At 54.8% G+C, this 14,580-nt stretch carries 13 protein-coding genes; 1 reads left to right on the top strand and 12 read right to left on the bottom strand.

The window, feature by feature from the left end; all coding sequences use genetic code 11:
- Position 1 precedes the first annotated feature (1 nt).
- The 7 genes from GXP52_04195 to GXP52_04165 form a co-directional block, all read right to left on the bottom strand.
- Complete coding sequence (locus tag GXP52_04195; protein NOY86485.1) at positions 2 to 742, bottom strand: succinate dehydrogenase/fumarate reductase iron-sulfur subunit; 741 nt, start codon at positions 740 to 742, stop codon at positions 2 to 4.
- 26 nt (positions 743 to 768) lie between these two features.
- Positions 769 to 2,682, bottom strand: coding sequence for a fumarate reductase/succinate dehydrogenase flavoprotein subunit (locus tag GXP52_04190; protein ID NOY86484.1), 1,914 nt, complete (start codon positions 2,680 to 2,682; stop codon positions 769 to 771).
- A 12-nt stretch (positions 2,683 to 2,694) separates the two neighbouring features.
- Positions 2,695 to 3,360, bottom strand: a complete 666-nt coding sequence (locus GXP52_04185; protein NOY86483.1) for a succinate dehydrogenase cytochrome b subunit — start codon at positions 3,358 to 3,360, stop codon at positions 2,695 to 2,697.
- A 210-nt stretch (positions 3,361 to 3,570) separates the two neighbouring features.
- Positions 3,571 to 4,683, bottom strand: a complete 1,113-nt coding sequence (locus GXP52_04180; protein ID NOY86482.1) for an aminopeptidase — start codon at positions 4,681 to 4,683, stop codon at positions 3,571 to 3,573.
- Positions 4,684 to 5,105: 422 nt separating this feature from the next.
- Entirely contained in the window at positions 5,106 to 6,452 is a 1,347-nt protein-coding gene (locus GXP52_04175) for a sigma-54-dependent Fis family transcriptional regulator (GenBank protein ID NOY86481.1), read from the bottom strand.
- 45 nt (positions 6,453 to 6,497) lie between these two features.
- On the bottom strand, positions 6,498 to 8,711 hold the full coding sequence (locus GXP52_04170) for a HAMP domain-containing protein (protein ID NOY86480.1): 2,214 nt from the start codon (positions 8,709 to 8,711) through the stop codon (positions 6,498 to 6,500).
- 8 nt (positions 8,712 to 8,719) lie between these two features.
- Complete coding sequence (locus tag GXP52_04165; GenBank protein NOY86479.1) at positions 8,720 to 9,310, bottom strand: DUF4390 domain-containing protein; 591 nt, start codon at positions 9,308 to 9,310, stop codon at positions 8,720 to 8,722.
- 792 nt (positions 9,311 to 10,102) lie between these two features.
- Between GXP52_04165 and GXP52_04160 the strand changes: the two genes are divergently transcribed.
- Entirely contained in the window at positions 10,103 to 10,867 is a 765-nt protein-coding gene (locus tag GXP52_04160; protein ID NOY86478.1) for a DnaJ domain-containing protein, read from the top strand.
- 9 nt (positions 10,868 to 10,876) lie between these two features.
- Here GXP52_04160 and GXP52_04155 read toward each other — a convergent pair whose 3' ends face one another.
- The 5 genes from GXP52_04155 to GXP52_04135 all read right to left on the bottom strand — a co-directional run bounded on the left by GXP52_04155 (position 10,877) and on the right by GXP52_04135 (position 14,577).
- Positions 10,877 to 11,614 (bottom strand): hypothetical protein, encoded by a 738-nt coding sequence (locus tag GXP52_04155; protein NOY86477.1) that lies wholly within the window; start codon positions 11,612 to 11,614, stop codon positions 10,877 to 10,879.
- Between the two features lie 208 nt (positions 11,615 to 11,822).
- Positions 11,823 to 12,359 carry a 2-oxoacid:ferredoxin oxidoreductase subunit gamma gene (locus GXP52_04150; GenBank protein NOY86476.1) on the bottom strand — a complete coding sequence of 179 codons (537 nt, stop codon included), beginning with the start codon at positions 12,357 to 12,359 and terminating at the stop codon, positions 11,823 to 11,825.
- Positions 12,360 to 12,374: 15 nt separating this feature from the next.
- Positions 12,375 to 13,193, bottom strand: coding sequence for a 2-oxoacid:ferredoxin oxidoreductase subunit beta (locus GXP52_04145; protein NOY86475.1), 819 nt, complete (start codon positions 13,191 to 13,193; stop codon positions 12,375 to 12,377).
- Complete coding sequence (locus GXP52_04140; protein ID NOY86474.1) at positions 13,193 to 14,326, bottom strand: 2-oxoacid:acceptor oxidoreductase subunit alpha; 1,134 nt, start codon at positions 14,324 to 14,326, stop codon at positions 13,193 to 13,195. Before GXP52_04140 ends, GXP52_04145 begins: the two co-directional genes overlap by 1 nt.
- A complete protein-coding gene (locus tag GXP52_04135) occupies positions 14,323 to 14,577 on the bottom strand; it encodes a 4Fe-4S dicluster domain-containing protein (GenBank protein ID NOY86473.1) in 255 nt (84 codons plus the stop codon). Before GXP52_04135 ends, GXP52_04140 begins: the two co-directional genes overlap by 4 nt.
- Positions 14,578 to 14,580: the final 3 nt, after the last annotated feature.

The raw sequence follows: 14,580 nt of genomic DNA, 5'->3' as shown, positions 1-14,580 counted from the left end.
TCTAGCAGAACACGGATTTCAGGTATTCCCTGTTGAGTTTCGCGATGAACTTTACGTCAATCCCCTTTGGACACGCCGCCTGGCATTCGTAATGATTGGTACAGTTGCCAAACCCGCAGTCCTTCATCGCCTCCAGCATTTTCCCGACACGTTCCTTCGCCTCTACCTGCCCCTGGGGCAGGGCGGCGAAATGGGAAACTTTGGCACTGGTGAACAGCATTGCAGACCCATTGGGACAGGCCGCGACACAGGCTCCGCAGCCGATGCATTCGGCGGCGTCCATGGAATAGTCGGCGTCCTTCTTGGCGATCAGGATAGCGTTTGCGTCAACCGGGGAACCGGCGTGCACCGAGATGTATCCCCCGGCCTGGATAATCCTGTCCAGGGCGCTGCGATCGACCATTAGATCCTTGCGGATGGGAAACGCCTTGGACCGCCATGGTTCCAGGTAAATCGTGTCCCCATCCTTAAAATTCCGCATATGCAGCTGACAGGTGGTAGTCCGATCCTGTCCGCCATGGGGGACCCCGTTGATGACCATGGAACATGTGCCGCAGATTCCCTCACGACAGTCATGGTCGAATACGATGGGCTCTTTCCCCCCGTGGATGAGTTCCTGATTCACCACATCCAGCATTTCCAGAAAGGAATGGTGCCCGGTAATTCCCTTGGCGAGGTACGTCTCGAAGCGGCCGGAGTCGTTTGGTCCTTCCTGACGCCAGACGACCAGCTTCAATGTCATCGTCTTTTGCTCGGCATGTCCGCTCATTATTTGTAGCTCCTTACCGCGAGGTGAACTTTTTCGAATTTGAGGGGTTCCTTATGGAGCTCAGGCTCCTTGCCCTCCCCCTTGAACTCCCAGGCCGCTGAGTAGGTGAAATTCTCATCGTCACGTATCGCCTCGCCATCCTCGGTCTGGTGCTCGACGCGGAAGTGGCCTCCGCACGATTCGTCACGGTGAAGGGCATCGCGAGCGAGCAGTTCGGCAAACTCCAGGAAATCCGCCGCCCGGCCGGCTTTCTCCAACTCCTGGTTGATCCCGGTCCCGGTCCCCGGTACATTCACATTCTCCCAGAACTCCTTGCGGATGGATGGGACCTTCCTGATGGCATCCGTGAGGCTCTCCTTGCTGCGCGTCATGCCCGCATCCTCCCACATGACGTGGTGAAGGTCGCGCCTGAACTCGGCCGCGGTGCGTTTTCCATTGATGGACAGGAGTTTCTGGATATTCAATTTAACATCCTCGATGGAGGCCTTGACCTCCGGGCCGTCGACACTGAGCCCGCCCGGCGCTACCCCGGAAAGGTAGTTTGCCAGGGTGTAGGGGATGATGAAATAGCCGTCGGCCAGACCCTGCATGAGGGCGCTGGCTCCAAGCCTGTTCGCACCGTGCACGGAGAAATTAGCCTCGCCCAGGACGAACAGACCGGGGATGTTGCTCATGAGGTTGTAGTCGACCCACAGCCCGCCCATGGAATAGTGAGGCGCGGGATAGATGCGCATGGGGACCTTGTAGCCGTCCTCGCCCGTGATCTGTTCGTACATTTCGAACAGGTTCCCGTATCTTTCCCGCATTACATCCTCGCCAAGGCGTTTGATTGCATCCCGGCAGTCAAGATAAACGCCGCGGCCGCCAGGGCCTACACCACGGCCGTCATCACACTGCTCTTTGGCTGAACGGGAAGCAATGTCCCTGGGCGCAAGGTTTCCAAAAGTCGGATATTTCCTCTCGAGATAGTAGTCGCGATCCTCCTCGGGAATCTGGTTGGCTGGACGATTGTCGCCGCGTTTTTTTGGCACCCAGCATCTGCCGTCGTTGCGGAGAGACTCGGACATGAGTGTGAGCTTCGACTGGTAGTCGCCTGACTGCGGGATGCATGTGGGATGGATCTGGGTATAGCAGGGATTGGCTAAATAGGCGCCTTTCCTGTATGCCTTCCAGATGGCCGAAACGTTGGAGCCCATGGCATTGGTGGACAGGTCGTAAACATTAACGTAACCCCCCGTACACAGAAGGACAGCATCACCAACATGACTACTGATCTCGCCGGTGAGAAGATTACGAACGGTTATCCCCTTCGCCACACCGTCGGCCAGAATCAGGTCCTGCATCTCCGTGCGGGGGAAGATCCTGACCCCTCCCGCCTTGATCTGGCGGGACAGGGCCGAGTAGGCCCCAAGCAGGAGCTGCTGTCCCGTCTGCCCCCGGGCGTAAAACGTACGGGAAACCTGGGCCCCACCGAATGAACGGTTTTCAAGATAACCGGCGTAGTCGCGGGCAAAGGGAATACCCTGGGCGACGCACTGGTCGATGATGCTGTTGCTCACCTGGGCCAGGCGCCAGACATCGGCCTCGCGGGACCGGAAGTCGCCGCCTTTGACTGTGTCGTAGAAGAGGCGCCAGACGCTGTCGGCGTCATTGGGGTAGTTCTTGGCGGCGTTGATCCCGCCCTGAGCGGCAATAGAATGGGCGCGCCGGGGGCTGTCCTGGTAGCAGAACGCATCCACGTTGTACCCAAGCTCGGCAAGAGAAGCGGCGGCAGAAGCGCCGGCCAGGCCGGTGCCGACAACGAGAACCTTGAATTTCCGTTTGTTGGTCGGGTTAACCGGCTTCATATCGTTGCGGTATTTATCCCATGTTTCCTCAGTGGGTCCTGTCGGACTCTTTCCGTCTAGTATCACTGTCATGCCCCCCTATCTGGCCAGAATGCCGGCTAGGATGAGGACCGGTATTGCGCCGTACCCAACAAGGAAGAGCACGGAAATCGCTATGCCGACCGCGTTAATCTTCGGCCTCGTCCGATCGTCATTTAGCCCCAGGGTCTGTAAAATGCTTTCGGCGCCGTGATACAGATGGAGAAACAGGGCGGCAACGGCGACGATGTAGACAGCGGCAATGGACGCTATCCGGAGGCTGCTGACCACCATGGTAAAGACGTCATAGCGTCCCTGGACATCGATTGTCTGGACAACATCCGGGGTAACACGGAAGGTGAATTGGAGCAGGTGGTAGACGATGAAGGCCAGGAGCACAAGCCCTGTCCAGATCATGTTCCTACCGGCGAAGGTGGCCTTGAGCCTCCTGGTTACCGCGTACTTGCCCCCCTTGGCGCCCCAGTTCTCCAGCGTCAGGGTAATGCCGAAGTAGACGTGCAAACAGAGCAGGACGAACATGATGACCCGTTCCGGCCATACCAGGATAGGCAGGCTTTGAAGATGCTCCGCATATGCGTTCAGCCAGCCGGCACCGATAAAAATGGTGGAGTTTCCCAGCAGGTGCGCCACAACAAACAGGAGCATGAACAGGCCGCTCACCGCCATGAACATCTTTCTACCTACGGAACTCGTGAGCATTGACATGGCACCTTTCCTTTGATTATGTGGTTTTGGTTTCGAAAAAGAAACGGACTACTGAAATGATTTCCCACGGAAAACTGTGGAAATACGCTACAATTGGAATCCCGGCACACCCACCTCCTTTGGAAATTTTGTATACAGTATACGCAGGAACATAGGACTTTAGAAACGAGATGTCAACTGTCCAGGGAACGGGGTTTACAGGCCGGCAGGCTACCAACCCGGCTTTCCTTCGGTGAGCAGGACTCTCCTTCCCCCTCCCAGCTCCCACCGGCCTTCCAGAGTGGCATTATAGACCACAAAATCAAGGTGAAATGGGGCCACAACATTACCTCCGAAGGTGTGGTTGTCACCGAAGGCGAGGTGAACCGTCCCGAGTATCTTCTCGGATTCAAGGATACTGTCCGGGCGTGTTGCACCGGGATTGGTGCCGATGCCCAGCTCAGCGATGTTGTTGTTCTCAGGATGAGCGGAAAACAGGCCTTCCAGCCATTTTACATCGTCCGGATTCCCACCGGAGACTGAGACCGCCCGGCCCTCCTCGATATTTACCTTCAATGGAGCAGCCAGCTTTGATGATGGCCCCCATTCAATGACCAGGGTTCCCTCCGTGGTCCCCTCCAGAGGGGCCATGAAAACCTCGCCGGCAGGGAGGTTGCCGAATGAACCGGGTTTTGTCAGATCACCATCGTCCGCCTTGAAGGGTCTTCCCGACACCTCAAGTCTCAGGTCGGTGCCATTGCCGGCGCGAATCTCGAAGGCATCGACCCCTTCGAGAGCCCTGGCGAGGGTCTGAGTGGAACTCGCCAGGGCTCTCCAGTCCACGTTCATGGACCCGAAGAACATATCCCTGAGAAAGTGGGGCATACTGGCATAGCGAGCCTTCCCCCACAGGGTGAGCATCTTGCGAAAGGATGTATGGCTGGTGGAATGGAAGGCCAGGGCAACTACGGTATCCACCGCATCCGAGGGAGAGACCAGTTCCCCGGCGTCCCTGATATCCTGCTCGGAGACATTCTTTTCAAGGAGCTTTTTAAAAAGGCCTCCTTCCCGGAAACGCCGCACCGTTTCCAGACCGAAGGCCGCCTCCCAGACAGATTCAGGGGGTTCAATGCCGCTTCTTCCGGTGGATGGATAGATGACGGTTCTGGACGCGGGATGAATCCGTTCAAGGCATTCGGCCACATCCAGCGGGAGCCGCGGGTCCATGACATCATCACCTCGGTCCCCGAGCAACAGGAGCGTTTCATCCTCTCTTACGCCCAGGTTGATCTCGATGAGTGAACGAACCGCCCTCTCCATTTCACAACGATCGGCCTCAGACATTTTCATTCTCCCATTAATTTAGGATCATCCTGTAAATGAGTACCTGGAACCCAACGTTCAACGTTCAAAGTTCAACGTCCAAAGCCAACTCACCACAGAAGTGACCACTTGCAGGTCACACCACCCTTCGACAAGTCTCAGGGCAGGCTGTGGTAAATCAGCTCTTGACCTTTTCAGCTTCCGTCTTCGTTCCTCGAACTTCGCCGCGACAAGTCGCCCGGGATTGCCGCGTCCCTCTCGTCTCCCTCGATGTTCCTCGCAATGACAGCTCTTTGTTCCCCGCGTTCCCTTTTCTACTCTGGACTCTGGACTCTGGACTCCGCGACTTTGGACCTTGAATCCCGCCGTTGCACATTGAACGTTGAACATTTTTTAATCCAGTTGAACATTGAACGTTGAACTTTCTTTATCCCTTTGGACTATTATTTCCTGAGACCGAGCTGCTTGATCTTTCTGTGGAGGTTGCTCCGTTCAATGCCGACTTCTTCGGCGGTTTTAGAAACATTCCACCCGTTGCGCTCAAGATTTACCAGGAAAAAATTCCTCTCAAAATCCTCACGGGCTTTTCGGTAATCTCCCTCCGGGGAACCTTCCTCCACTTCTTTCTTGAAACCGCCCTGTTTTATCGATACCGGGATCAGGTCGGGAGAAATCACGTCATCCAGGGCCAGGATCACCAGGCGCTCTACTACGTTCCTCAGTTCCCGGATATTCCCCGGCCAGGAGTAGGAGGACATCATCTGAAGGGTCTCCTTGGAAAAGGAAAGCCGCTTCTTGGAATAAAGGTCGCCAAACTCGACCAGAAACCTTTCCAGCAGTTCTGGAATATCCTCTTCCCGTTCCCGAAGGGGTGGGATATGAAAAGGAAAAACATTCAGCCGAAAGAAGAGGTCCTCCCGGAACCGCCCTTCGGAAATCTCCGACCCCAGGTCCTTGTTTGTCGCGGCTATGATTCGGACATTAACATCGATATCCCTGTTCCCGCCAACCCTTTGGAATACTTTTTCTTCAAGGACCCGGAGGATTTTGGCCTGGGTGGCAAGACTCATGTCCCCTATCTCGTCTAAAAAGAGGGTGCCGTGATGGGCCAGGTCGAATTTGCCCTTCTTCCGGGCATTGGCGCCGGTAAAAGCGCCCCTCTCATGTCCGAACAGTTCGCTCTCGATGAGGCCCTCCGGGATGGCGGCACAGTTGACCGCCACGAAAGGTTCCCTTCCCCTGTGGGATGCCGAGTGCAGGGCCCTTGCCAGTAGGTCTTTACCGGTCCCGTTCTCCCCCGTGATCAGAACAGAGGCCATGGTCGGTGCAACAATCCGGAGTTGCTCAATGATCGCTTTCATTGCAGGAGACCTGTCCACGATCTCATCCGTCCTGCCCTGGGTATCCCTGAGTGCCCGATTTTCCTCTACGAGCTCTCTTTGGCTGATGGCATTTCTAAGGACCAGGGTAAGACGATCGATGGACAGCGGTTTTTCCAGAAAATCGAAGGCCCCCAGTTTGGTGGCGGTTACGGCGGTCTCGATGTTTCCATGACCGGACATGATTATTACCGGCAACTCCGGGTCCTGTCTGGTCATCCCCTTGAGCGTTTCGATCCCATCCATTCCAGGCATCCAGACGTCCAGCAGAACAGCGTCGGGATTGTCCACGGCCACCCTGGTCAACGCGGATTCGCCATCGGCCGCCTCAAGGACAGAGTAACCTTCATCCTGAAGTATTGTGCTGATACTTTCCCGGACACTCCTGTCGTCATCGACAACGAGAATCAGACCGCCGGTTTTTCTTCGACTCAAACCGTTACCCCCCTTTCAAAATCAACTGCGCCTTCCAGGACCGATGTCAACCGGGATCCTGATTGAAAATACGCTTCCGCTGGGGTGGTTTTCCATGTAGGCGATGGTTCCGCCATGCTCCTCCACGATCCTCTGGGTAATTGCCAGGCCTAACCCGGTCCCCTCCTCCCTGGTGCTGAAGTAGGGCTCGAAGATCATGCTTCGAAGATTCTCCTCGACCCCGACCCCTGTATCAGCCACGGATATTTCTATCATTCCTTGAGCCTTCAGCAGGTTGGTCGAAACAGAGATCTCCCCCTCTCCCTTTTCCTCCACGGCCTTGATGGCGTTGTCTATGAGATTGATCAGCACCCTGCGCATCTGTTCGCGGTCAAAACTGATAACAGGCAGATCAGGCTCCAGCTCCATGCCGATTTTCACCTTCATGGACTTTCCACCGCTGTAAAGAGTAACCGCTTCGCCGATCGTCCCGTTAAGATTCCCCGGAACGGGGTTAAGTACCGGAAGGCGCGCGAATTGGGAAAATTCATTTACCAATCCGCGCATCCCGTCAACCTCCCGAATAATGGACCCGGTGCCTTCACTCAGGATCCTGGCTTCCTCCCCACCCAGATGTCCCATAAGCCTCTTCCTGATTCTTTCCGCGGAGAGTTTTATGGGGGTAAGCGGATTTTTTATCTCGTGGGCAATTCGGGTCGCCACCTCAGACCATGCCGCCTTCTTCTGGGCGTTGACAAGCTTTGTCATATCCTCGAGGACGAGGACGAACCCCATGGGTTTCCCTGCCGGGTCATCCAGGATGCTGATATTTATGAGGAGAATCAGGGGGGTCCCGGCGACTACGATGGGGATTTCGCGCCTGACGTTCCGGAGGTCCGAATCGAGAGCCTCCTGGAGCATTCCACGCATGACCCGAACATGCTCCGCACCCAGCAGGTCGTCAATGCACCTCCCCAGTACATCCCCGGGTTTGACCATAAACATGACCTCGGCCGCCCGGTTGAAGGTATTGATCCTCCCCTCCATATCCATGGAAACAACGCCCGTACCGACATTTCTCAAAACCGTCTCTATGTAGGTGCGCCGCTGTTCATTTTCCCGGTAGGCCTTTTCAAGATCACCATGCGCCCTTTCCAGCCGCCGCCTGCCCTCTTCCAGTTCACCTGTCATCCTGTTAAAGGCCTGGACGAGGATACCGATCTCATCGGTTGCCATTACGTCAACACGTGCCGAAAGATCCCCATCCGCAACCCGTTCAGCCCCCTCCGCGAGGGACTGGATTGGAACGGTGATCCCGCGGGCAATATAGAAACCGAGCCAGGACGCGGAGAAAAGGATAAGAATAGCTAAAAAAAGCAGATAAACCCTGTAGTTGGTATATATGGGTTTTTTCAGCAGTTTCATTTCAGTGTAACCCCGGTAGGTTCTGGCAAGGTTCTCGGCTTTTGCCCTGACGTTTTCCGGAACGTATAGAGAAACGACGACAGCCCCCTGGCCGCTGGGGGTCTTAAGTGGGGCCGCCCCTTTGATAAACTCACCTTTTTTGGCCCTGCCGATTCCGTCCACCACCCTGCCGACCTTTGCGTTCTGGACCAGACTGCTCTGGGGATCGGTCACCCCCTGTGGTTCCATACCGTCCCACGAGCCGGCGAGATGTTGCCCATAATGATCGAACAGTTCCAGGTCGGAAAGTGAATATTCCTTTCGAAGGGTTTCAAGGCGCTTATCAATACCTTTCTCTCCACCTACCTCCCCAAGGCGGTCCGAAACCCGTTGAGCTATTACCCGGACTCGACCGGTCATGGTCGAGTAGTAATCCTGGGAGATGGAAACGCTGTCCTCTACGGCCCGTTCCACATCAAGATTGAACCAGTACTCCACACTGTCGGAGATAAACCCCTCGGCTACGAAAAGGAGCAGGACAGTCGGTATGAGTGAAAAGCCGGCAAGGATCAGGACCAGCTTGGCCCTGAGGTGGTAGCCAAAAACCTTTTTTCGACCTTCATAGAGCAGTTTGATGACGTTCCGGGCCAGAAGAAAGATGAGCACCGTAACCAGAAGAATATTGATGTTGATCAGAAAAAATACAAAAAGATTCCCACCCCTCGGAACGGAAGATTGAAAATCCCTGTACCGGTTTCCGAAAAAAAGCGCCAGACCGATGAAAAGGATGAGAAGGACGATGGCGGTCAACCGCGATCTTACATCCAGCATCTTTGGGGGCTTAACCGACAAAATCACTCCTAATAGGAAAATTCCACCTGTTTCCACGGGGTGTCACTGTTGAAGATGGTCGTGAAGAAGAAGAGGTATCCCAGAACGGACGGGAGCTCTACCGACTTCAAGGTCGCCATAACCCTGACCCGATACCGCACGTGACTCCTGAGCTTTTTCAGGGGGTAGAGATGCCAATCCACCACCCGAGCCATCCAACTGAACGCTTCCTCCGCATCCTTCGTCGTTCTTTGCATATCATCCCCGTATCCCTCAGCCTTGAAAGTGAAATGCTTCTTCACGGGGTTGTATTGAAGTGTGTGGATGAGATCCTCAGTCCGGAGAATCCTTTCCCCCAAAGGAGCCCCTATTTTGGTCAGCCTGATTTTGTAGCGAAAGATCAGCGGGACCCCCCCCATAACGGCTTCCCGTACCTTTTCATCGATGGGGGCGTCGAGGGTTGCCGACAGGAGGACATCCTGCTGCCCGGCTCTGAGTGTTACCTCCGAAATAACCGGATTTCCTCCCGAAGCGGCCAGAGCAGATCCAGGGCCGATAAGGGGATTGAGAACAAGGAAAATGAGAAGATATATTGTTACACGCCGGATTTTGCAGCTCACAGTTGTCCGTTGGCTCCTTTGCCATACACACGAATAGACATCCAGGTTCACAGATTTTGGGGGATTATATCATTTAAGAATATCTCAACAAGGATATTGTGTGGCAAAAATACCACATTCTCCCGAAAATCGGGGAACTACCAATAAGTCCAATGTTCAACGTTCAAGGGCCAATGTCCAAGGGCGGGATTCAAGGTCCAGAGTCCAGAGTCCAGAGTCCAGAGGGATTAAGACAGTTCAACGTCCAAGGTCCAACGTTCAATGTCCAAGGGCGGGATTCAAGGTCCAGAGTCCAGAGTCCAGAGTAGAAAGGGGGACGCGGGGAACAAAGAGCTGTCATTGCGAGGAGCATCGAGGGAGACGAGAGTGACGCGGCAATCCCGGGCGGAGCTGAAAAGGTCAAAAGCTGATTTACCACAGCCTGCCCTGAGCCAGTCGAAGGGTGCAACGAACGGGCGTGAGACAGATTTCAGGTTTTCTCCGCGGCTCTTCGCGACAGCGCCTGAGAGTGGCGCTCCCCGCGTAACTCTGCGTTACAGTTTTCCCCTGAACCCAGCTTGTATGGATATTCAGGCTGATTTGAATTAACCCTGTGGTGTGACCTGCAAGTCACGCCATCGGCGTGACTGTGGTGAGTCAGCTTTGGACGTTGGGGCAATTTCCGGGGCACTTCGACACTTGACACAGGCCCGTTTTTTACCCAGAATAGTGTAACTGTAAAGTTGCAGTTGTCGCTTTTCCGGCGGCAAACGGTTTTTTTCTCCGACTGGAGGCTTAGGGAGGTTCTGGTTCTTGAGTACCGCTTCAAACACCCGGGAGATCTCTTCAGCATTCAAGGTGCTTTTCGGCGCCGACGTCGAAATGACCGATGAATTTCTGCGGACACTGGTACCTTCCGACCTGAAGGAAACCTTCAGAAAAAAGGCTATGGAGCTTCATCCGGACAGGGCCAGGATTCAGGGACGGAATGAGAATGATATGGCCGAACATTTCAAAGCGGTAACTCAGGCCTACTCCAGCCTTCTCGCTTTCCTTTCCACGGAAGACCCGTCCACGACAGGTCATCGACCAGCCCCCCAGCCCCGGGATGATCCCCGGGAAGAGCCTGCCGGATATTATAAAACACCGAAACCGGGCAAAAACACCCGTGATCATTTCTGGAACGGACAGGTTCCTGAAAACAGGCTCCTGCTGGGCCAGTACCTTTACTACTCGGGAATTGTATCCTGGAGAACCCTCATCAACGCCATATCATGGCAAAGGCGTCAGCGTCCCTCTTTCGGGCGCATTGCCACCACGTGGAAGTTTCTGACATCAGAGGAGCTTCACGCCATCTCCACCGGAAGATTGTTCGGGGAAAAAATAGGCGGTTCGGCTCTACGCCTTGGATACATGACCCCCTACCAGCGTTCCGCGGTCCTTGGCTTTCAGCGCTGGCTCCAGCGACCCATAGGGGAGTACTTCGCGGAGAGGGAAATTCTCCAGCCCGGTGAGATACGACATCTGGTTCAGATTATTCGAAGGCGTAATGCCAGGTTCGGGGACGCCAACCCATAGATCGACATCTCATTTTCCAGGAAAATCATCGATCGCCTTCTCCACTTCGGTGTAGCCCTTTTTTCGCGCAAGATCTGAGGCGGTTTTTCCCCGATTGTTCTTTATTGTCCTGTCGGCGCCGGCTTCAAGGAGGATTCTGATAACCTTGATCTTTCCGCTGGATGCGGCAACGTGGAGAGGCGTCCAGCCCCGGTTATCAACAACGTTCACCCTTGCCCCCCTATCAAGCAGCGACCGAATATCACCCGAATCCCTCGAGGCCGCCATATGGAGAGGAGTGGCTCCTCCTGCGGTGGAAACGTTTACATCGGAGACGGGCAAAAGGAGAGCGGTTATTTTAGTATACCCCTCCATTTCGGAAATCAGGATCGGGTTAGTCCCGCTGTCATCCTTAAGATTGACGTCAGCGCCTTTCTCGACCAGGAGTCCCACCAGCTCAGGATAGTTCCCCTGGACGGCCTTTGATATGGGAGTGACCCCATCCAGGTTTCTTGCGTTGATATCCGTCCCGGCGGCAATGAGAACCTTCGCGACATCTGTATGGCCATTGATGCATGCCATGTGGAGCGGGGTAAACCCTCCCTTGCTTTTCGCGTACGCAAGTGTCGGTTCCCTGAGCAACAACGCCTTAACCTCCCTGAGATCGCCCCTGTTGGCGGCAACAAAGATCTCATACTGCGCCATTGATACCGCAGGCCATAGCACCAGCAAAATCAATGCTGCGGCAGTAATTCGGTGTTTTTTCATGGTTTCCCCTCGGATTGCCTTATTACCACTAGAGTGGCTGACGTGATTCCACACGGCCTGACCAAAAATTCATGCTGTTACCCGTTATCCGGGAGATTTTGAAATTATATCATAGGACAAAAAGAATCAAAACAGGGGGAAAGATCTCGGGGGCCGTAATGCGGCCCCCGTAAAGGAAGATAATCGAAGGGAAAAAGGAGCTCCCGGGTTAATTAACCAGATCGTATCCCAGTTTCAGGGCTCTTTTGTTCAGGTCTTCGGTCCCTTTTGGAACCCGGTTGAGAACGGCCTTTTCCACCGAATCAAAGGACACCTGCTCAAGAAGGTGGGTTATGGCCCCAAGCGCCACAATGTTGGCGACGAATACCTTCCCGACCTTCTCCTTGGCTGTATCAATTATGGGCAGCTGGTATATCTTGAATCTCCCCTCGGGAAGATCCTGGACCATGCGGGAATCGGCAATAAGAACACCCGTCTTCTTCAGATCGGCCGCGTACTTATCACATGCTTCCTGCGTAAGGCAAAGAAGAAGATCAATCTCCGTAGCCTTGGGATAATCAATATCGCCATCGGAGAGGATGACCTCGGATTTACTGGCGCCGCCCCTGGCTTCAGGCCCGTAGGACTGGGTCTGAACCGCATTATTACCCTCGAAAAGTGATGCGGCCTCCGCAAGGATGACGCCACCAAGGATCAATCCCTGCCCACCAGCACCGCTGAGCCTTACCTCGAACCTGTCGGACATGATATTACCTCCCGGTCAGGGCCTGTTCCCTGCCTTTTCCTTGATTTTTTCGTACTCTTCACAGTATTCAGGCTTTTCGATGTTTTTGAATATACCCGTGAGGATCTTTCCTTCAACCTTTTCGGGGGGAAGCTTTTCGGCCGCCTTGGCGCCCACGGTGTTGTCTTTAAACCACTCGATCATATCCACCGCCGACCCAAGCTTATTTCTTCGTCCGTAGGTCGTTGGGCAGGTGCACAGGGCGTCCACCACCGAAAACCCTTTATGGGTAATGGCCTCGGCGATCATCCTCTCCAGTGGGATGGCATGATATACGGTATGGCGCCCCACAAAGCTCGCCCCGGCGCCTGAGGCTAATTCCACTACGTCGAAAGCGTAATCCGGATTGCCGTAAGGCGTGGTGCTCGCAAGCTTGCCATGGGGGGTCGTCGGCGAGAATTGACCTCCGGTCATGCCGTAGATGTTGTTGTTGAAAACCACCAGGGTAATGTTGATGTTTCTTCGGCATGCGTGGATAAAATGGTTTCCGCCGATGGCGAGGGAGTCCCCGTCACCGCCCACGACGATAACATCAAGCTTCGGGTTGGCCATCTTTATTCCCGTCGCGAACCCCAAAGCTCTCCCATGGGTGGTGTGAAGAGTGTTGAAGTCGACATAGCCGGGCAACCTTGAAGCGCACCCTATTCCAGAAACGATGACGGTGTTGTCCTTATCCAGGCCTACCCGGTCGATGGCCCTGATGAGCGATTTCATCACGATTCCATGGGCGCACCCCGGACACCAGATATGCGGAAGCTTATCCGCCCGGGTGTATTGCGCGTAGTTAAATGCCATCACGACACCTCCCTGATCTTCTCATGGACCTGCGAGGGTGTTATTGGATCACCGTCCACCCTGTTAATCCCCACAACCTTTGCCCTGCCGCCGATGGCCCTCTGGACCTCCCCCGCCATCTGGCCCAGGTTCATCTCAGGGACAATTATGACATCAACCTTTTCGGCCATCTTTTCGACGGCATCCGTGGGAAAAGGCCAAAGGGTGACCGGCCTGAGAAACTCCACCGGAATTCCATCCCTCTCCGCGGATTTGATTGCAGCGCGCGCCGACCGCGATGTGGAACCGAAAGCCATCACCCCGACCTTGGCTCCCTTTGCCTCGTCGTAGTCATATTTTTCTATGATGTCCAGGTTCTGGGTGATCTTGTTCATAAGCCTTTCAGCCTCGGGTTCCACCAGGGCAGGTTTGTTGGTTGGAAATCCGGTCTCATCATGGTTCAGGCCGGTGGTGTGCCAGCGGTAGCCGGAGCCAAAATCGGCCATGGGCGGAATCATGCCTCCACTGATATCGTAGGGCTTGTACTCCTCCGGTTTGCAGGTTGGCCTGGGACGGTCCCAGATCTCAAGCTCCCCTTCGGGCGGGATGGTGATCTTTTCCCTCATATGACCGATAATCTCGTCGAGGAGAAGAATCACGGGAGTCCTGAGCCTCTCGGACAGGTTGAAAGCCCTCACCGTTTCCGTAAAGATCTCCTGAACCGACGCGGGGATCAACGCGATGACCGGATGATCCCCATGGGTGCCCCACTTCGCCTGCATGACATCCGACTGGCTCGGGCCGGTGGGCAGGCCGGTACTGGGACCACCCCGCATTACATTCAGGACCACGCATGGCACCTCCGTTATGCATGCGAAGCCGAGATTTTCCTGCTTGAGGGAAAAACCGGGACCACTGGTAGCCGTCAGGCTCTTTTTGCCCACGAGGGAAGCCCCAATGATGGCCCCCATGGCACCGATCTCATCCTCCATCTGCATGAACGCCCCGCCAAGTTTTGGCAGGTAGCGGGACATCAACTCAGCCACCTCGGTTGAGGGGGTAATGGGATAGCCGGCAAAAAAACGGCAACCGGCGTAAAGGGCGCCGTGCGCACATGCCTCATTACCTTGAAAAAATACCTCTTTTCCGCTCATTTCGCCTTCCCCTTTTTACCCGATTGCTCAACAAATATGGCAAAATCGGGGCATCTCACCTCACAGAGCATACACTCCGTACAGTCCTCAATGCGGACAGTGTGAGCCTTGAAATCTTTCATCTCTAGGACCGAAGCCGGGCAGAACTTGACACAGATCTCGCACCCCTTGCAAAATCGGGAAATTATGGTGATCTTCCTCTCACCGTATTGCGCTACCTCGGCCTTCTCGTTAGGAGCGATATTGACCATTCT

The sequence above is a fragment of the Deltaproteobacteria bacterium genome, from assembly GCA_013151915.1.
GTDB lineage: Bacteria > BMS3Abin14 > BMS3Abin14 > BMS3Abin14 > BMS3Abin14 > BMS3ABIN14.
Note: the sequence above shows the minus strand (reverse complement) of the source record. Positions and strands in the feature narration are given on the sequence as shown.